This window comes from Sinorhizobium americanum, from assembly GCF_001651855.1.
Classification (GTDB): Bacteria; Pseudomonadota; Alphaproteobacteria; order Rhizobiales; family Rhizobiaceae; genus Sinorhizobium; species Sinorhizobium americanum.
Genome location: NZ_LNQC01000040.1, coordinates 53,410 through 71,097, shown reverse-complemented (window position 1 = coordinate 71,097; position 17,688 = coordinate 53,410). Strand labels below are relative to the sequence as shown.

16 protein-coding genes are annotated in these 17,688 nt (G+C 63.8%); 4 read left to right on the top strand and 12 right to left on the bottom strand.

The window, feature by feature from the left end; translation table 11 throughout:
* Positions 1-354 precede the first annotated feature (354 nt).
* The 6 genes from ATC00_RS04465 to hisS form a co-directional block, all read right to left on the bottom strand.
* Positions 355-3,150 carry a bifunctional diguanylate cyclase/phosphodiesterase gene (locus tag ATC00_RS04465; RefSeq protein ID WP_037379038.1) on the bottom strand — a complete coding sequence of 932 codons (2,796 nt, stop codon included), beginning with the start codon at positions 3,148-3,150 and terminating at the stop codon, positions 355-357.
* Between the two features lie 258 nt (positions 3,151-3,408).
* On the bottom strand, positions 3,409-4,626 hold the full coding sequence (locus ATC00_RS04460; protein WP_037379165.1) for an NAD(P)/FAD-dependent oxidoreductase: 1,218 nt from the start codon (positions 4,624-4,626) through the stop codon (positions 3,409-3,411).
* A gap of 120 nt (positions 4,627-4,746) precedes the next feature.
* A complete protein-coding gene (locus ATC00_RS04455; RefSeq protein WP_037379035.1) occupies positions 4,747-5,454 on the bottom strand; it encodes a glutathione binding-like protein in 708 nt (235 codons plus the stop codon).
* A gap of 111 nt (positions 5,455-5,565) precedes the next feature.
* On the bottom strand, positions 5,566-6,261 hold the full coding sequence (hisG, locus tag ATC00_RS04450) for an ATP phosphoribosyltransferase (RefSeq protein ID WP_037379028.1): 696 nt from the start codon (positions 6,259-6,261) through the stop codon (positions 5,566-5,568).
* On the bottom strand, positions 6,258-7,400 hold the full coding sequence (locus tag ATC00_RS04445; RefSeq protein ID WP_064252100.1) for an ATP phosphoribosyltransferase regulatory subunit: 1,143 nt from the start codon (positions 7,398-7,400) through the stop codon (positions 6,258-6,260). Before ATC00_RS04445 ends, hisG begins: the two co-directional genes overlap by 4 nt.
* A complete protein-coding gene (hisS, locus tag ATC00_RS04440) occupies positions 7,400-8,914 on the bottom strand; it encodes a histidine--tRNA ligase (protein WP_037379025.1) in 1,515 nt (504 codons plus the stop codon). Before hisS ends, ATC00_RS04445 begins: the two co-directional genes overlap by 1 nt.
* A gap of 241 nt (positions 8,915-9,155) precedes the next feature.
* On the opposite strand from hisS, the gene ATC00_RS04435 reads away from it, so the two are divergent.
* Positions 9,156-9,581, top strand: coding sequence for a hypothetical protein (locus ATC00_RS04435; protein WP_037379024.1), 426 nt, complete (start codon positions 9,156-9,158; stop codon positions 9,579-9,581).
* Positions 9,582-9,591: 10 nt separating this feature from the next.
* On the opposite strand, the gene ATC00_RS04430 is transcribed toward ATC00_RS04435, so the two are convergent.
* Positions 9,592-9,840 carry a hypothetical protein gene (locus ATC00_RS04430; protein WP_132078701.1) on the bottom strand — a complete coding sequence of 83 codons (249 nt, stop codon included), beginning with the start codon at positions 9,838-9,840 and terminating at the stop codon, positions 9,592-9,594.
* Positions 9,841-10,115: 275 nt separating this feature from the next.
* Between ATC00_RS04430 and copM the strand changes: the two genes are divergently transcribed.
* Positions 10,116-10,484 carry a CopM family metallochaperone gene (gene copM, locus ATC00_RS04425; RefSeq protein ID WP_037379021.1) on the top strand — a complete coding sequence of 123 codons (369 nt, stop codon included), beginning with the start codon at positions 10,116-10,118 and terminating at the stop codon, positions 10,482-10,484.
* Positions 10,485-10,539: 55 nt separating this feature from the next.
* Here copM and ATC00_RS04420 read toward each other — a convergent pair whose 3' ends face one another.
* Positions 10,540-11,175 carry a DNA-3-methyladenine glycosylase I gene (locus tag ATC00_RS04420; RefSeq protein WP_037379018.1) on the bottom strand — a complete coding sequence of 212 codons (636 nt, stop codon included), beginning with the start codon at positions 11,173-11,175 and terminating at the stop codon, positions 10,540-10,542.
* A gap of 220 nt (positions 11,176-11,395) precedes the next feature.
* Here ATC00_RS04420 and ATC00_RS04415 point away from each other — a divergent pair, with 220 nt between their 5' ends.
* Together ATC00_RS04415 and ATC00_RS04410 are read left to right on the top strand one after the other, a co-directional pair.
* Complete coding sequence (locus ATC00_RS04415; protein WP_064252099.1) at positions 11,396-12,142, top strand: L,D-transpeptidase; 747 nt, start codon at positions 11,396-11,398, stop codon at positions 12,140-12,142.
* A gap of 193 nt (positions 12,143-12,335) precedes the next feature.
* A complete protein-coding gene (locus ATC00_RS04410) occupies positions 12,336-13,031 on the top strand; it encodes a L,D-transpeptidase (protein WP_064252098.1) in 696 nt (231 codons plus the stop codon).
* A 62-nt stretch (positions 13,032-13,093) separates the two neighbouring features.
* Here the strand turns inward: ATC00_RS04410 and glcF are convergent, their stop codons facing one another.
* From glcF to ATC00_RS04390, 4 genes are all read right to left on the bottom strand, one after another.
* Positions 13,094-14,386 carry a glycolate oxidase subunit GlcF gene (glcF, locus tag ATC00_RS04405; RefSeq protein ID WP_064252097.1) on the bottom strand — a complete coding sequence of 431 codons (1,293 nt, stop codon included), beginning with the start codon at positions 14,384-14,386 and terminating at the stop codon, positions 13,094-13,096.
* Positions 14,387-14,453: 67 nt separating this feature from the next.
* Positions 14,454-14,834, bottom strand: coding sequence for a DUF4870 family protein (locus tag ATC00_RS04400; protein ID WP_037379006.1), 381 nt, complete (start codon positions 14,832-14,834; stop codon positions 14,454-14,456).
* 46 nt (positions 14,835-14,880) lie between these two features.
* Entirely contained in the window at positions 14,881-16,092 is a 1,212-nt protein-coding gene (glcE, locus tag ATC00_RS04395) for a glycolate oxidase subunit GlcE (RefSeq protein ID WP_064252096.1), read from the bottom strand.
* Complete coding sequence (locus tag ATC00_RS04390) at positions 16,089-17,528, bottom strand: FAD-binding oxidoreductase (RefSeq protein WP_064252095.1); 1,440 nt, start codon at positions 17,526-17,528, stop codon at positions 16,089-16,091. Before ATC00_RS04390 ends, glcE begins: the two co-directional genes overlap by 4 nt.
* Positions 17,529-17,688: the final 160 nt, after the last annotated feature.

The window sequence follows — 17,688 nt, the reverse complement described above, 5'->3', positions numbered from 1 at the left end:
GGTCGGGCGATCTCCCACCGGGCCTTCACACCCGGCGGCAATCCGACGCCTCATGCCCAGCGCCGAGCGGCTCGCATTAGAGCAATAGCCGATCTGCTTGAATCGTTGCTGCGATCGAGGCATCCCCTCTGCCCTTCCGGGCATCTCCCCCACAAGGGGGAGATTAGCTGGAAACGCGGTTCTGCCCCACGCCCAGCGTGCGTGTGCCGAAGTCAAGGCACCTGCAAAGTCCGTGCATCGATATTTGGATGGTGGACATTCCTCCTGCCGATCTCCACCCTGTGGGGGAGATGCCCGGCAGGGCAGAGGGGGTATCACACCCGTCCTTCCCGAGTTCGCCGTTTCCGAGGCGCGTCAGGCGGCTTCGGTCCTGACGCCGACCACCGAAACGATCGGCGCCGGCCGCCCGAGGAGATAGCCCTGCGCCTCGTCGCAGCCTTCCGCATGGAGAATGTCGAGCTGCTTCTGGGTTTCCACCCCTTCGGCAAGCACAGGAACTTGCAGGCTGTGGCCGAGGGCGAGGATGGCGCGGATAATCGCCTTTGCCTGCGGGCTGCCTTCGACTTCGGACATGAAGCTCTTGTCGAGCTTGATCTTGTCGAAGGGGAACGACCGCAGCGTCTCAAGCGAGGAATATCCCGTGCCGAAATCGTCTATGGCGATCGTCACGCCAAGCGCCTTGATGTCGCGAAGCGTCAACAGGGCGCGCTGCTTGTCGTCGATGATCGTCGATTCGGTAATCTCGAGTTCGAGCCGTTTCGGGTCGAGCCCGGTTTCGACGAGGATCGCGTGGACGAGGCTTACGACGTCGCCATTTGCCAGTTGCACCGGCGAAAGGTTCACGGCGATTTTGTGCTGGCTGTCCCAGCCGGCCGCTTCACGGCAGGCTTCGCGCAACACCCATTCGCCGATCGGGAGAATGGCGCCGCATTCTTCGGCGAGCGGGATGAATTCGTTCGGCGGTACCATGCCGCGTTCCGGATGGTTCCAGCGCAGCAGGACTTCGTAGCCGATCACCTCTCCGGTCGTCACCGATTTCTGCACCTGGTAATGCAGTGCAAGTTGGTTCTTCTCCACCGCCTCCCAGAGGTCGTTGGCGAGCGCCCGGCGGCCGCGCGCGGCCTCGTCCATTGACACCTCGTAGAAGCAGATCGTCTGGTTGAGCGTAGCCTTTGCGCGATACATTGCGAGATCGGCGTTGTTGATCAGCGTGTCGGCGGTTTCCGCGTCCTGCGGGTAGATGGCCACACCCATGCTGCCGCCGGACTTCAGCTCGAAATCGCCGAAGCGCATCTCCTCGTGCAGGCACCGCTCGATCCGCCGCAGGAAGTCGTGGAGTTCAGACAGGTCCTCGAAGCGCTTGACTGCAGCGAACTCGTCTCCGCCGAAGCGGGCGACGAATTCACCCTCTAGTAGATGCTCCTTCATCCGCTGGGCAATCGTGACCAGCACGAAATCGCCAGCCGCATGCCCATGCAAGTCGTTGACTTCCTTGAACTTGTCGAGATCGATGCCGACGACCGCCACCTTGCGCGAGAACCAGATGGCCGCATCGAGCTCCTCGTCGAGGTGGCTGTTGAACTGCAACCGGTTGGGCAGCCCGGTCAGGCTGTCATGACGGGCGAGGAAGGAAATCTGCTCCTCGGAGTCGAGCCGCTCGGTGATATCCTCGTAGGTGGAGACCCAACCGCCATCGGGAAGCGTGCGATGCTTGGAGAGGATGGAGCGACCATTCGACAATTTATCGACCAGGTCGCCGCCGCCCTTCGCCAAGATGTCCAGCCTGTGCCTCTGATAGGCCTCGTTCGCCTTCGCCACCGCGACGGCGGGGTCCGCATGGCTGCGGGCAAATGCATGGTTGAGGACTTCACGGAAGGTCATGCCCTTGCCGGCCATTGATTCAGGAAGATCGAAGATCTCGAGGCAGCGCCGGTTCGAAAGCAGCAGGCGGTCGGCATGATCGAAGAGACAAATGCCCTGGCTCATGTTCTCGAGGGCGATATCCAGATTCTTGCTCACCTCGGCTATCCGATCGGCATCCTCCTTCTGCTTGGTGATGTCCTTGGCGATCTTGATGAAGCCGGCGTGCCCGCCGTCCTCGCCAATGATCGGATCGATCACCACATGCGCCCAGAAGCGGGTGCCATCCTTCCGGTAGCGCCAGCCCTCGGTTTCATATTTCCCGGCGTCAAGGGCGATGCGCAAGGCGCGCCCCGGCAGGTTCGCCGCCTGATCCTCGGGCGAATAGAAGCAGGCGAAGTTCTTGCCGATGATCTCCCCAGCCGGGTATCCTTTGTTGGCCTCGGCCCCGGCATTCCAGCTTGCCACGCGGCCGTCGACATCGAGCATGTAAATGGCATAGTCCTTGACACTGCGCACGAAGCGGGAAAACTCCTTCTCCGAAGCGGTGGCGAGGATTTCGGCCTGGCGTGCGAAGCCGGCTGCGATCAGCACGGCGGATAGAAGAAAGAAGGCGGTTCCGGCAAGGACGAAGGCCAAGAGATGCGGCTGGATCATGCCTTCCCGGCTCTCCGTCGTCGCGAACTCGATTTCGATCGTAACCGCGCCCATCGCGGTGAAGTGGAGCACGACGATACCGAGCGTCATCGCCAATGTCGCGACCATCTGGGCCTTCAGCGCCTGGTCGGCCCGATTGATCGCAAGGAGAGCACCCATGCCGAAGAGCGCCCCGGCCAGGATCGAGGCGACGATGAGCATCGAATCCCAACGAATGGACCCGGGCACCTCAAGCGCCGCCATGCCGAGGAAATGCATGCAGCCTACGCCGGCGCCCAGCACCAGACCCCCCAGCAGCCAAGCGGGATGGCCCTTGCAATAGGTGGCGATCGCCAGAGCCGACGTCGTCAGCAGGATCGCGGCGACCAGCGACAATGCCGTGAGGCTCGCCTGATAGCCAAGCACGACCCCAGGGTCGTAGGCGAGCATGGCAATGAAATGGGTCGCCCAAATACCGAAGCCGCTGGCAATGCCTGCGGCCGCCACCCAGATCGCCTGCGGCCTGCCCTCGGAAATACGAGCCCGCTGAAGCAGCGTCACGGCGCCAAAGCTGGACAGGAAACAAATCACGGCCGCCAGTGCAACCAACCGCAAGTCATGTTCCACGACGAGGCACGAAAGGATCTTAAACATTGCAGGTCGCCCAAATTCACGCACTGGCCCGCTCGGCGCTTGTTTCCACGCCGGGTTGCTATGTGTTCGCTTTGACCCCTTTAAGGAAGGATGAAAATTGCCGGACCGGCGCGCGTCTCATTGGTAGTTGCGTTAATGAATCGCCAAGCTACTGCAAGTTTACTGAAGGCAGCATCCGCCATGCGAGGGGCGGCGAAGACACTTGGCGTCGTTCCGCGAACGGCAAGTTCACGGCAAGGGAGATCACCCCTGGCGTCGCTATGCGAGCAAGGATTTGAGATCGACTTGCGGATCGGCCAGGAGGGCCCGATTGGGCGTCACGCCCGCTTCGAGCAGTTTCTTGCCCGTCACATAGGCCTTCGCGTCGTTGATGGCATCAACGGCGATCAACTTGCCCTGGCGGAAATACCAGACGGAGACGCTGCCCTCGCGCTGGCCCGGGCGGACCAGGGTTTCGTCGTGGCCAAGCCCGAAGCCGGCGATCTGTAGCTTGACGTCGTACTGGTCCGACCAGAACCAGGGCTTCGGATCATAGGGTTCGGAACCGCCGGCGAGAACGGCTGCGATCGCTTCCGCCTGGTCGACGGCGTTCTGGACAGACTCGAGGCGGATGCGCATGCCTTGCCAGGGCAAGACGGCGCAGTCGCCGATCGCGAAGACCGCCGCGTCGGATGTCCGACCGTGGCTGTCGACAAGGATGCCGTTCGCGGTTTCGAGGCCCGCATCATGGGCCAGGGCATCATTCGCCGCCACGCCGATGCCGACGATCACCAGGTCGGCTGGAATGACCGAACCGTCGGCGAGCTCCGCCGCGGACACGCGCCCGTCTTCGCCGATCAGCCGGTGAAGGCCCATGCGCTCGCGGATATCGACCCCATGCGAGCGATGGATCTCGCGGACGATCGCAGAGGTCGCGGCAGAAGCGACGCGCTGCAGGATGCGGTCCGCCATTTCTATGACTGTGACCTCCAACCCGCATGTGCGGGCGACCGCCGCCGCCTCCAGCCCGATATAGCCCCCGCCGATCACCAAAACCCGCCGCCCCGGCTGCATCTCCCCGGCGAGCCGGTCGGCGTCCTGGAAATCGCGCACCACATGCACGCCTTCGAGGTTGCCGCCGATCGAAGCCGGCAGGCGGCGCGGCGTGGCACCGGTTGCAAAGGCCAGCGTTTCATAGGCGAGCCTTGAGCCGTCGCTGAGGGTGACTTCCTTTGTCTTGCGGTCGACCCGCGTCACCATCGTCGACAGGCGAATGTCGATTTCGTGCTCCGCATACCAGGCCTCTGGCCGGTAGAGCAGCCGGTCGAGAGTCATTTCGCGCAGCAGGTATTTCTTGGAAAGCGGCGGCCGCTGATAGGGTAGGCTCGGCTCGGCGGCGACGACAGTGACCGGACGCATGTCCTGCAGGGCGCGAAGCTTGGCAATCAACGCGAAAGCGGCCTGACCGCCACCCACAACAACAAGTCTTCCCGACACCATCTCCACCCGTCTCAACGATCAACTCTTGAGCCGCGGAAGCCGCACAGGCTTCCGCATTGCTCGCTAACCGGTAACCCTCCGGCCCAAGTCCAGTCAACTCGAGCCGAAAAGGCGACGCTATTCTTTGCGCGGAATTTCCATGCCCTTCTGCGCAGCCGGACGCGCAAGGCCACGGTCGACCCAGGCCAAAACGTTCGGGAAGCTCTTGTAGTCGAGCACCTCGGCGCCGCCATAGAACTTGCGGGCGCCTTCGACCCAGGGGAAAGTGGCGATGTCGGCGATCGTGTATTCGTCGCCCATCAGCCACTCACGGCCTTCGAGCCGCGTTTCGAGAACGCCAAGCAGGCGCTTCGCCTCGTCGCGATAACGCTCGACCGGATAGGAATTGTTGGCGACCTTTTCGGCGGCGAATTTGAAGAAATGGCCGAACTGGCCGAGCATCGGTCCGACGCCGCCCATCTGGAACATCACCCAGCAGAGCGTCTCGTAACGGCCGGCCGCATCGGCCGGAATGAGCTTGCCGGTCTTTTCCGCGAGATAGATCAGGATCGCGCCGGATTCGAAGAGGCCGATCGGTTTGCCGTCCGGCCCATTCGGATCGATGATCGCCGGAATACGGCCGTTCGGGTTGAGCGACAGGAACTCGGGCGACTTCTGCTCGTTCGTGTCGAAAGCAATGCGGTGCGCCTCATAGGACAGCCCGAGTTCTTCCAGAGCAATCGAGATCTTCACGCCATTCGGCGTCGGCAGCGAATAGAGCTGGATGATGTCGGGATTCTTCGCCGGCCAGCGGCTCGTGATCGGGAAGGAGGAAAGATCAACCATAAGGTGCCTCGAAGTGGGATTGGACAAGATGAAGTGGTCTGCCGGTCCTAGATAGGTCGCCCCGGTTGCATTTGTCAGACCAGGGACGGAAATTCCAGTCAACCGGCAATCTCAGAGGACCGAACGCACGGAGGAAATGATCCGATCGATGGCGGGATTGCCTTCATGGGAAGGTTTGCGCGCCCGGACGAGACAGGCTTCGGAGCGCAGGATTACCCCATCCGAAAGGATCTTCAGATGGTTCGCCTTCAAGGTGGAGCCAGTCGAGGTGATATCGACGATGATGTCAGCCGAGCCGGAGGCCGGCGCACCCTCGGTTGCGCCCAGGCTTTCGACGATACGATAGAGTTGGATGCCGTGGCTGCCGGAGAAGAACTGCTGCGTCAGCCGCCAGTATTTGGTAGCGATCGCGAGCCGGCGGCCATGGCGGGCGCGGAAGTCGGCAGCCACATCGCCGAGATCGGCCATTGTATCGACGTCGTACCAGACTTCCGGCACCGCGACGACGACATCCGCATGGCCGAAGCCGAGCCGGGCCGCGAATTCGACGCGCGCATCGGCATCGGCGATGCCTTCGCGCACCAGGTCCTCGCCGGTAACGCCGAAGTCGACGGCGCCGCTGCCGACCTCGCGGGAGATCTCGGACGCGGACAGGAAGGCGACCTCGACGTCATCCGCACCCTCGACGCGTCCGCGATAGGAGCGGTCGTTGCCGACGGCGACGATCCTCATGCCGGCGCGCTCGAAGATTGCGGAGGCGTCATCCTTCATCCGGCCCTTGGACGGCAGCGCAATGGTGATCGTCATTTCGCGCCCCCTGCGGCGGCGATGGCCCGTTCGATCCGGTCGAGCCAGAGAGAGAAGCCGACCGCCGGAATGTGCTCGCGGGCGCCGAGCAGCGTCAGCAGGCGATCGAAACGCCCCCCACCGGCGAGGACCGCCGGTGCTCCCTCGGCCTCGATCTCGAAGACAAGGCCGGTATAGTAGTCGAGCGGGCGGCCGAAGGCGGCACGATAGCGGATCAGACCGGGATCGGCGCCAGCCTTCGCGACGGCGGCGACGCGGGCGTCGAACAGCGACAGCGCGCCGTCGATCTTCAGTTTCGATTTCCTGGCGAAAGCGTGGAGCGCCGCCGGGGCTTGGGCAAGCGGCAGGTCGAAGGCGAGGAACTCGCGCATGACGGCGAGTGCTGCCTTGTCGAGCCGCGTCGTCGCAAGCTCCATCTTCTCCTTCAGGCGGCGGGCGATGTCGCGCGGCGAACGGCTGGCATTGGTGGAATAGCCGGTCGCCTCCATCGTCTCGGCCAGATGGCCGACGAGGCTTTCCTCGTCGCCGAGAATGCCCATGATGGCGAGCCGCTCGACTTCGGGGCCGAAGACGCCCGGGGATTTCGGATCGGCAAGCTCCCCCAGAAGTTTCTGCAATAGCTTCTGATCGCCGAAGGCATGGATCAACCGCTTCTGCCAGCCGGCCGGCAGTCCGCAGGCGGCAATCACCGCCTCGAAGACCGACTGGTCGCCGAGTGTCACTTTCAGCCGCCGATCCGGCAGCCGGTTGGCAAGCACCAGCATCGCGTCGCCGATCACCCGCGCGTCGGCGCCCGCCGTGTCGGCGTCGCCGAGATCCTCGATTCCCGCCTGGTAGAATTCGCTCGAGCCTTCGCGGCGCTGCCGGAACACCTCGCCGAGATAGGCGTAGCGCTGCGGCGTGCCGGTCGCCGTCTCGATATGGCGGAGGCAGACGGGTATGGTGAATTCCGGGCGCAGGCAGAGGCTTTCGCCGGTCTCGCTTTCGGTCATGAAGATGCGCCGGCGCAGGTCCTCTCCGGCCATGTCGAGAAAGGGCTCGGCCGGCTGGATGACCGGCGTGTCGACGCGCAACGTCTTCAGCCGCTCGAAATCGGCAAGCAGCTCGCCGGCAAAGGCGGGAAGGTTGATCAGCGGCATCAGCCTGCCCTTTTCCGGTCCTCGGCTTGCTCTGCCAGAATCCCTCGGACTTTTGCGACGAGCTCGCTCTCCGGAACGGAGACCTGGGCGACGCGGGCCTCGCGCCAGGCGACGTTGTCCTCGATCTCGCCCGAAAGCCGCTTGCCCTCGATCAGGTCCTTGATCTGAACGATGCCGGAAGCGCGCTCGTCGCCGCCCTGAATGATGGCGATCGGCGAGCCGCGCCGGTCGGCATATTTGAGCTGGTCGCCGAAGTTCTTCTTGTTGCCCTGATACATCTCGGCGCGGATGCCCGCATGGCGCAGCTGCTGCACGAAGCGCTGGTAGCGGCCCATGCTGTCGAGATCGCGGTCCATGACGCAGACGACGACCGGCGCGACCACCTCTTCAACCCCGAGCTTGCCGAGGTTCTTCAGCGCCGTCATCAGCCGCGACACGCCGATCGAGAAGCCGGTTGCCGGCACCGGCTGGCCCATGAAGCGCGAGACGAGACCGTCATAGCGGCCGCCGCCGCCGACCGAACCGAAGACGACCTTCTCGCCCTTCTCGTTGGTGACGGCAAACTGCAGCTCGGCCTCGAAGACCGGGCCGGTATAATATTCGAGGCCGCGCACGACCGACGGGTCGATCTTGATCCGATCCGCGTCATAGCCGGCGCTGAGCACGAGGCTGCGGATCGTATTCAGCTCCTGGACGCCCTCCGCTCCACGCGCCGTGCCGGCGACGAGCTCGGCGAGCGCATCGGCGCTCTTGGCATAGTCGGTGATCCCGACGAAGAAGAGGATCTTGCGGATCTGCTCCTCGTCCAGCCCGGCGCCCTTGGTGAAGTCGCCGCTCTCATCCTTGCGCCCCTCGCCCAAAAGCAGGCGCACGCCTTCGGGGCCGAACTTGTCGAGCTTGTCGATGGCACGCAAAACCGTCAGCCGCGCATTCGCCTGGGCGTCGCCGCCGAGCCCAATCGCCTCGAGCACGCCGTCCAGAACCTTGCGGTTGTTGACCCGGATCACGTAATCGCCGCGCGCAATTCCGAGCGCCTCCATCGTGTCGGCCATCATCATGCACATCTCGGCATCGGCCTGGACGCCAGCGGCGCCGACCGTGTCGGCATCAAACTGCATGAATTGACGAAAGCGGCCCGGCCCCGGCTTCTCGTTGCGGAACACGTAGCCGGCGCGATAGGTGCGGTAGGGAAGCTGGATCTCGTTGAAGTGCTCCGCCACGTGGCGGGCAAGCGGCGCCGTCAGGTCATAGCGCAGGCTCATCCATTGCTCGTCGTCGTCCGTCAGCGAGAACACGCCTTCGTTCGGGCGGTCGCTGTCGGGAAGGAACTTGCCGAGCGCATCGGTATATTCGAACAGCGGCGTTTCGACCGGATCGAAACCGTAGCGCTCGTAGACTTCGCGGATCTTCGCGATCATCTCGTCGACGGCGCGGATATCCGCCGCCGAACGGTCGGCGAAGCCGCGCGGCAGGCGCGCCTTGAGCTTCTGCGGTTTCTTCGTTTTGTCGTTCATGGAAGGCATTCCGGGCTGTAAAGCTTGGTCGGTGCCTTCCCTACCGGATCACGTCAAGGGCGGCAAGGGTAGCGACCGACAAAGGGGCGACAGCCCGGCAGCCGGGAGGGCCGCGGAACAAGGCCGCGCGCAAAAGCGTTCCGGTCGAGTTACGATCACTGCGTCGTGATTGTAAAATGCTCTCTGTACCCTTATAAGTTAAGCCGATCGAGCAAGGGCTTCAAACGGAGACTTTCGCAAAATGCTGACTGTCATGACGCCCGGCGCGGCAGCGATAAGGCCGCTCAATCCGGAAACCCATGGAGCCTGGACCCGCGTGCTCGCGAAGGCAGGCTGTATGATCGACCCGTGGCGTTGTGATGTGGACAGCGGCGCCTTTGTGGTCGGCCTGCAGACCCTTTCGCTTCTTGGCCTGAGGCAGAACCCCTGCGGCATCATCGATCTGGTGCGAGCCTACGACCAGAAAGACCGAGCGACGATCCTGAGCATCCTTGAGCAGGCGACCGCAACGTCCTCGTCCTTCTGCTTTTCTGCGATGGTCCGCCGGCAGGGCGGAAGCTCACGCCAGCTTTGCTGCATCGGAAACTCGACGATCAGCGATGGGGCCGGAGGTTCCCTGCAAGGCGTCTTTGCGGTTCCGCGCAATGGCACGGCGTTGTCGGTCTGACGCGAGGCAGTCACTGCCCGGCGATTTCCTCGTGCTGCCCCTTCTTATTCGAGGTCGAGTAACCTATCTTGCCGGCATGCTGCGTCGGCTCGCCCTCATTCTCCTGCTTCTGTCCGCTCCGCTCGGCGGAGCCCTTCCCGCGATCGCCCAGGCGCGCGACCTCGGCGCGATAGCAGTCAGCGCTCATCATCACCCTACGCCCGACATGGCGAACCACGCCTCCTCTGGGCGTGACGGTCATTGCGTCCAACGGAGCCATTGTCCCAGCCCGACGAAGGCGGACCACCCAGCGCTCTGCTCGGCTTGCGTCGCCATCCAGGCGGCGCCGCTCGGGCTCACGCGATCCGCAGCGTCTTCGACGCGGCTTTCGCCGCAGCGTCACGCGCCGCTGCTCGACCAAGCGGTCAAGCCCCTGTCCCCACCGCCCAAGCGCAGCCTTTCCATCTAGCACCGGCGCTTTCGAGGGACGCGAAGACGTTCCCTCGCACAGCCCCCAAGACCTCATGAATCCTATAGAATGGAAAGGTACATACCATGTTCCTGAAAAGGACCCTCGCCGCGTTGACGGTCGCCCTATTGGTCGGCATGCCGGCATACGCCCAGGAAAGCCATCAAGGCATGCACCAGGACGCAACGGCTGCCGACATGGCACCGTCGAGCAAGGCCTTCGCCGAAGCGAATGTCAGGATGCACAAGGATATGGACATCGCCTTCACCGGTAATGCCGACGTCGATTTCGTGCGCAGCATGATCGCTCACCACCAGGGCGCGATCGATATGGCAAGAGTCGAGCTCGAGCACGGCAAGGACGAGGCGATCCGCAAACTGGCGGAAGACATCATCAAGGCCCAGGAGTCCGAGATCACAATGATGAAGGAATGGCTCGCCGGGCACGGCGGCTAGCGAAGCCGGCCCTCCCCGCTTTTACTGATAGCACGGGGAGGGCCACTCGATTGGGTCACGCAGCCGGCCTGGCGAATTGCCGCCGCATCTCGTCCACTTGCGCGCGGCAGAAGCAGCCTTCCAGGTGGTCGTTGACGAGCCCCATGGCCTGCATGAAGGCATAGACGGTCGTCGGGCCGACGAAGGTCCAGCCGCGCTTCTTCAGATCCTTCGATATCCGGACGGAGGTCGGTGTGGTCGGATTGGCGATCAGCGTTTCGTAGTCGACGACCCTAGGGCGCTCGCTTCCGTCCGGCTCATGTGCCCAGAAATAGGCTGCGAGCGAGCCGAATTCCGACCGCAATTCCTTTGCGCGGCGCGCATTGTTGATGGTCGAGACGATCTTGCCGCGGTGGCGGACGATGCCGGGGTCGGCGAGGCAACGCTCGATGTCGGCCTCACCGAACTCGGCAACCATGTCAAAGTCGAAGCCGGCGAATGCCGCGCGGAAGGCCTCGCGCTTCCTGAGGATCGTCAGCCAGGAGAGGCCCGACTGGAAACCCTCCAGGCAAATCTTCTCGAACAGCCGGCGATCGTCGGTCACCGGGCGGCCCCATTCCTCATCGTGATAGCGGCGGTAGTCGTCGAGGTTGCCGTGCCAGGCGCAACGCTGCAGCCCGTCATCACCGATTATCAGGCCCTTTGCCGACATCACTGCCCTCCGCCTTGTTTCTCTTTTGTTCCATTTACCATTTGCAAACCAGATTTATAAAGCGGCGAATAACCCTACCCAAAGCTTTATCCACATCGCGGCATTTTATCGAACCGGCGTTTACCGTTCGGTGGCGGAGGAGTGCGAGCATTGCGTCATTGCAAGGTGCAGCCGCCGCGCTGCCCAAGACTTTCTCGGCGTTATGTAGCGAGTCCGTCCGATGATGAAGAAATTCCTTTTGCTTGCCACGTGCCTTGTCTGCACCCTCCCCGCCGGTGCCGGCGCTTGGGACCGATACCAGAACCGGCCCCCGGTGGTCGTCAGCCCGGACCTGACTGCCCCCTGGGTGATGCAACTGACCGGCGAAGGGGTGCGCCCGGCCGTCTATCGGCCGCAGGCCCCGGCCGCCACCCGAAAACAGGTGGAGCCTCGCCAGATGAAGCGCCGGCTGGAAACGGCGGCCGTGCAGCCTGCCGCGGTACGCCCGCAAAGGCCTGCCAGGTCGCAGTTTGACCCGCAATTCCTGCCGCAGATGGTGGCCTATGAGACAGGCGAGAGGCCGGGCACGATCGTCATCGACACGAACAACCGTTTCCTCTATCTCGTTACCGGCGACGGACAGGCGCGGCGCTACGGCGTCGGCGTCGGCAAGCCCGGCTTTGAATGGGCCGGCGAACACAGGATCACGCGGAAGGCCGAATGGCCGAACTGGACGCCGCCTCAAGAGATGATCGCGCGCGAAGCGGCCAAGGGTCATTATCTTCCGGACCGCATGGACGGCGGACCCCAGAACCCGCTCGGCGCCCGCGCCATGTATCTCGGCTCGACGCTCTATCGCATCCATGGCACCAATGCCCCGTGGACGATCGGCTACGGCGTCTCCTCCGGCTGCATCCGCATGCGCAACGAAGATGTCGTTGACCTTTACGAGCGCGTCAAAGTCGGCACCAAGGTTATCGTCATCTAGCGGCACTCCGCCAAGTAGAATACATTCCCTTTAAAACTGGCTTTTTTCTTGCCGGATCGTGTTCAAAGAGCAACAGCCGTTCCCTTCGATACAAGTTCCGGCCCGCGCCTTGTTCTACAGGATGTATCACGGGCTTGCACTTGGGGTTATTTTGCATAGCTTGCCCGCAACGAGGGTTCAGAGGGAATCATAAATGAGACTTCATGCCACCCGGCTGGCCGCGCTCACCGTCGCGGCCGCTGCTTTTCTCATTGCCACAAATGCGTCCGCGTTCACTCCCGCCGACATTGCCGGTGCAAAGGTGAAGCGCTCCGATGTCGTGCTGGCAGCCCAGCCGAAGAAGCCGCCGCAGAGATATTGGCGCACCAAGGTCCGGTTCCGCACCAACGAGGCGCCCGGCACGGTGATCGTCGACACCAACAACAAGTATCTCTACTACATCGACGGCCCGAACCGCGCGACGCGCTACGGCATCGGCGTCGGCCGTGAGGGCTTCGGCTGGTCCGGCATCGTCAAGGTGGGCCGCAAGGCCGAGTGGCCGGCCTGGACGCCGCCGGCTGAAATGCGCGTGCGCGAAGCGGCCAAGGGGCGCATCCTGCCGATGACGCAGGAAGGCGGCATCGACAATCCGCTCGGCGCCCGCGCGCTCTACCTCTACAAGGGCGGCCGCGACACGATCTTCCGCATCCACGGCACGAACCAGCCCTGGACCATCGGCCAGAACATGTCGTCCGGCTGCATCCGGATGATGAACGAGGACGTCGAGCACCTCTACGATCGCGCCCCGATCGGCACCAAGGTCATCGTCATCGGCCCGGGCAACAAGGCGGGCGATGTCAGCTTCGACGACCGCGGCGTCGACATTTTCCGCCAGATTTTTGGCGGTTGATACGTCGGGAAATTTGCACCTCTCTTCGCGTTTAACCCGAGGAGAGGGGCAACCGCCACCGCTCACAGCCCTGACGGCTTCGGCCCCCCGTAGGCCCAGTCGAGCAGCTCGACCGTATGCAGGATCGGGATATTCGTTCCGCTGGCGATCTGGGTGATGCAGCCGATATTGCCGGTGGCGATGACGTTCGGCTTGGTCGCCTCGATGTTTTTCACCTTCCGCGCCTTGAGTCTTGCCGATATTTCCGGCTGCAGGATGTTGTAGGTCCCGGCCGAGCCGCAACAGAGGTGACCTTCCGCCGGGTCGCGAACCGCAAATCCCGCCCGTTTCAGGAGCTGCTTCGGCGCCGTGGTGATTTTCTGGCCGTGCTGCATCGAGCAGGCGGAGTGATAGGCGACGGTCAGGCCGCGCGTGCCCTGTTCCGGCAGGTCCAGCTCCGCCAGATATTCGGTTATGTCCTTTGCAAGGGCAGACACCTTGGCCGCCTTGTCGGCATAGGCGGCGTCCAGCCGCAGCATGTGGCCGTAGTCCTTGATCGTCGTGCCGCAGCCGGATGCGGTGATGACGATCGCATCGAGACCGTCCTCCTCGGCAGCCTTCAGCCAGATGTCGACGTTGCGCCGGGCGGCGGCGAGCGCCTGCTCCTCGCGCCCCATGTGGTGGACCAGCGCGCCGCAACAGCCCTCGCCAGCGGCGACGACGACCTCCACCCCCTGGCCGGTGAGCAGCCGGATCGTCGCCTCGTTGATCTCCGGCCGCAGCACCGGCTGGGCACAGCCGGTGAGCAGGGTAACGCGGCCGCGCGGCGTGCCCTTGGCCGCGTAAACGGCGGGCCTCACCCCATCTACAGCCGGCCTCGCCCGCGGTGCGAGGTCGAGCATGACGCCAAAGGTCTTGAGCCAGGGGATCCGCTTCAACAGCCCCGCGAAGGGCCGTGCGAGCCCCGCCGCCCTTAGCGCCAGCCGGAAGCGCGAAGAATAGGGCAAGGTCGCGGCGATGACGGCACGAGCGAAACGATCCTTGAAGGGGCGCCTGTAGGTCTTCTCGATGTGGACCCGGGCATGATCGACGAGATGCATGTAGTCGACGCCCGAAGGACAGGTGGTCATGCAGGAAAGGCAGGAGAGACAGCGGTCGATATGGGTGACGGTTTCGGGATCGGCCGCACGCCCGTTTTCCAGCATGTCCTTGATGAGATAGATCCGTCCGCGCGGACTGTCGAGTTCGTCGCCGAGCAGCACATAGGTCGGACAGGTAGCGGTGCAGAAGCCGCAATGGACGCATTTGCGCAGGATCTTTTCCGATTCGGCGACATGCGGGTCAGCGAGTTGCTCTGGCGAAAAATTTGTCTGCACCCGGATACTCCACTCTCAATTCTCAAGGCCGGCACTTCTTGCCCGAACGGCGCCGCTACGCCCTAGCCTAAACCAGCCAGCTCTCTGGATCGGTGATCGGCTCCTCGCGGGCGGCTTTCTGAAGCCCTATGACACAGCGCACGACGATCCAGACCGCCGTCGCGACGAAGCCGAGCACGCCGATGAGCAATACGGACAGAAGTGCCGAAACGACGGCGAACAGCAGGGCGATCCAGAAGGTGCGGATCGCCCAGATGTAGTGCGTTCTCGCCCAGTCTTCGGCCTTGTCCCGATTAAGGTAGGCGAGCACGATGCCGACGAGCGGAGTGATGCCGATGGCGAAGCCGACCAGATAAAGCAGGTAGATGATCTGGATGTTGACCTTGCCCGGCTCCAACCAGCGGTCGGTGTCGCGGGAAAGCGGCGTCTGCGGACCCGGATCACTCATCGAATTCTCCTCTCGCCTGCAGCGAATTGCAACAGCCCGCCTGCGATCAGGCGACAGCCGCCAGCCGTCCCGGATTGAAGATCCGCGCCGGATCGAACGATGCGCGCACGCGTTCTGCAAGTTGGGCCACCGCGGGAGCCTGCGGCTCGAAGGCGGGTATCCGGGCGCGAGCTTCGCCGTCGGCTCGGACGAGCGTCGCATGGCCCCCGCCTAGCGCGCGCACGTAGCGGCGCACGAGTTCGGCCTCGGCTTCCGCCTCCATGCGCAGCCAGACTAGGCCGCCCTGCCAATCGTAGAATGCATCGACGCCTGTTTGGAGACGCAGCGCGGCAACGAGCTGCTGGCCCGCCGACGGGGGGACAGAGAGACGCCACAGCGGTCTGGCCGTGCCGTCGGCATAGGGCTTCACGTCGCGGATCTCTGCCCAAAGTGCCTTCGTCTGCCCGGCGTCGAGCTTCGAGGCCGAGCCGAAGCGCGACAGCGCCGCGGCGAGCTTCTCGGCACGCATCTCCACAGACGCCGCCAGACCTTCGAGCCTTAGGACGGTAGCCGCTCCCTCCGGCAGTGCACCATCGATAAAGCGGCCCCGCACGCTTTCGGGCAGATGCGCCGCGCCCGACACCTCCACCGGCTGTGCCATCGCCTCGGCCATGACGGCGGCTGCCTGCGCATCGTTGAGACCCTCGACGACGACGGTTGCGGCCGCCGGCGGCACCGGCAGTACCTTGAAGGTGACCTCCGTCAGAATTCCGAGCGTTCCGTAGGAGCCCGCCATCAGCTTGACCAGATCGAGCCCGGTGACGTTCTTCATCACGCGGCCGCCGGCCTTGATTAGTTCGCCGCGGCCGTTGACGAAACGCACGCCCAGCAGGCTGTCGCGGGCAGCCCCGGCGACATAGCGGCGGGGACCGGAGACGTTGGCGGCGAAGGTGCCGCCGATCGTCGGCTCGCCCGTCGTTCCGAGAATGCCGCGATGGTCCATTGGTTCGAAAGACAGCATCTGGCCCTTGGCTGCGAGCGCCGCCTCCACTTCGGCAAGCGGCGTCCCGGCGAGCGCGCTCATGGTCATCTCCGCCGGATTGTAAGTGACGATACCGGAGAGACGCCGCGTCGAAAGCGTCCGGTCGGCACGGACAGGATTGCCGAGCCCGGATCGCGTGCCGCCGCCGACAATGGCAAGCGTGACGCGCTCGGCCGCTGCGGAGCGCACCACGGAGGCGATCCCCTCTTCGCTTGCCGGTTCGAAATGGACGATCATGCCTGAGGCCGTCCTTCGAGCGGAAATACCTTCGAGGGATTGAGGAGCCATTGCGGATCGAAGGCGGCGCGCACCGCCATCTGCTGATCGAGATCGGCCTTGTTGTACTGATGGTGCATCAGGTCGCGCTTTTCGATCCCCACCCCATGCTCGCCCGTCAGGCAGCCACCCGCGTCGACGCAGAGCTTCAGGATGTCGTTGCCGGCCGCCTCGGCGCGGGCCGCATCCGCCGGATCGTTGATGTTGTAGAGGATCAGCGGATGCATGTTGCCGTCGCCGGCATGGAAGACATTGGCGACACGCAGCCCGTAGCTGGCGACGATCTCGCCGGTCCTGCGCAACACATGCGACAGCTGGCTCAGCGGAACCGTGCCGTCCATACAGATATAGTCGGCGACCCGGCCGGTGGCACCGAAGGCGGATTTTCGGCCCTTCCAGATCAGCGCCGCCTCGAGCGCCGATTGCGATTCCTTGATCGTCACGACACCGTGACGCCGGGCGATCTCGATGATGCCCTGGAGCATCGCCTCCATCTCCGCCTCCGACCCCTCGACCTCGACGATCAGCAGGGCCTCGACGTCGAGTGGATAGCCGGCATGGGCAAAGGCCTCGCAAATCTCGATTGCCGGCTTGTCCATGAACTCGATCGCGACCGGGATGATGCCCGAGCCGATGATGTCGGCGACGCAGGAGCCGGCCGCCTCGGACGCGGCGAAGCCGAAGAGCACGGGGCGCGCGCCCTCGGGTTTGGCGATCAGCCGCACCGTCGCCTCGGTGACGATGCCGAGCTGGCCCTCGGAGCCGCAGACAAGGCCGAGCAGATCATAGCCGGGTGCATCGAGCGCCTTGCCGCCGAGCTCGATCACCGTGCCGTCGAAGAGCACCATCTTCACGCCAAGCAGGTTGTTGGTGGTCACGCCATATTTCAGGCAATGGGCGCCGCCGGAATTCATGCCGATATTGCCGCCGATGGTGCAGGCGAGCTGCGAGCTCGGATCGGGCGCATAGAAGAAGCCGTCCGCACCCACCGCCTCGGAAATGTAGAGGTTGGTGACGCCCGCCTGCACCGTCGCCGTGCGGTTGAACAGGTCGACATCGAGAATCCGCGACATCTTCGAGAGACCGACGACAATGGCGTCCTCCTGCGGGATGGCGCCGCCGGAAAGCGAGGTGCCGGCGCCGCGCGGCACGACCGGAATGCCATAGCGGCTGCAATATTTGAGGACGGCGGCGACCTGCTCCGTCGTCTCCGGCAGGACGACGGCCAGCGGCAAGCGGCGATAGGCAAGAAACGCATCCGTCTCGAAGGGCTTCAGCCCGCGTTCGTCACTGATCAGGCAGCCTTCGGGCAACAGGTCGGCGAGGTCGGCGATGATCTCCCCACGGCGATCGAGGACGGCCTGCCTGGGCTTCAGGAACCCGATCGTTTCCGGCATGAACTCCTCCAGCCAACGCGCAACAAAGTGGTAAACTTTCCTTACCACCAGAGTGAAGACAGGGAAAGCACGGTCGCTTCTCGTCGCTCCCGTGTCCCAACATCTTAGAATCGATCACGTTTGTGCTCTGAATCTTAGAGCATCTTGTCCAGTTTGTGAA

Coding starts and splice junctions, on each gene's coding strand:
- ATC00_RS04415 (WP_064252099.1), top strand. CDS start 11,396: ATGATGAAGAAATTCCTTTTGCTTGCCACGTGCCTTGTCTGCACCCTC.
- ATC00_RS04420 (WP_037379018.1), bottom strand. CDS start 11,175: ATGTCGGCAAAGGGCCTGATAATCGGTGATGACGGGCTGCAGCGTTGC.
- hisG (WP_037379028.1), bottom strand. CDS start 6,261: ATGACGATCACCATTGCGCTGCCGTCCAAGGGCCGGATGAAGGATGAC.
- ATC00_RS04455 (WP_037379035.1), bottom strand. CDS start 5,454: ATGGTTGATCTTTCCTCCTTCCCGATCACGAGCCGCTGGCCGGCGAAG.
- ATC00_RS04445 (WP_064252100.1), bottom strand. CDS start 7,400: ATGCCGCTGATCAACCTTCCCGCCTTTGCCGGCGAGCTGCTTGCCGAT.
- ATC00_RS04400 (WP_037379006.1), bottom strand. CDS start 14,834: ATGAGTGATCCGGGTCCGCAGACGCCGCTTTCCCGCGACACCGACCGC.
- glcE (WP_064252096.1), bottom strand. CDS start 16,092: ATGATCGTCCATTTCGAACCGGCAAGCGAAGAGGGGATCGCCTCCGTG.
- ATC00_RS04410 (WP_064252098.1), top strand. CDS start 12,336: ATGAGACTTCATGCCACCCGGCTGGCCGCGCTCACCGTCGCGGCCGCT.
- ATC00_RS04430 (WP_132078701.1), bottom strand. CDS start 9,840: ATGGCTCCGTTGGACGCAATGACCGTCACGCCCAGAGGAGGCGTGGTT.
- ATC00_RS04435 (WP_037379024.1), top strand. CDS start 9,156: ATGCTGACTGTCATGACGCCCGGCGCGGCAGCGATAAGGCCGCTCAAT.
- ATC00_RS04390 (WP_064252095.1), bottom strand. CDS start 17,528: ATGCCGGAAACGATCGGGTTCCTGAAGCCCAGGCAGGCCGTCCTCGAT.
- ATC00_RS04465 (WP_037379038.1), bottom strand. CDS start 3,150: ATGTTTAAGATCCTTTCGTGCCTCGTCGTGGAACATGACTTGCGGTTG.
- copM (WP_037379021.1), top strand. CDS start 10,116: ATGTTCCTGAAAAGGACCCTCGCCGCGTTGACGGTCGCCCTATTGGTC.
- hisS (WP_037379025.1), bottom strand. CDS start 8,914: ATGAACGACAAAACGAAGAAACCGCAGAAGCTCAAGGCGCGCCTGCCG.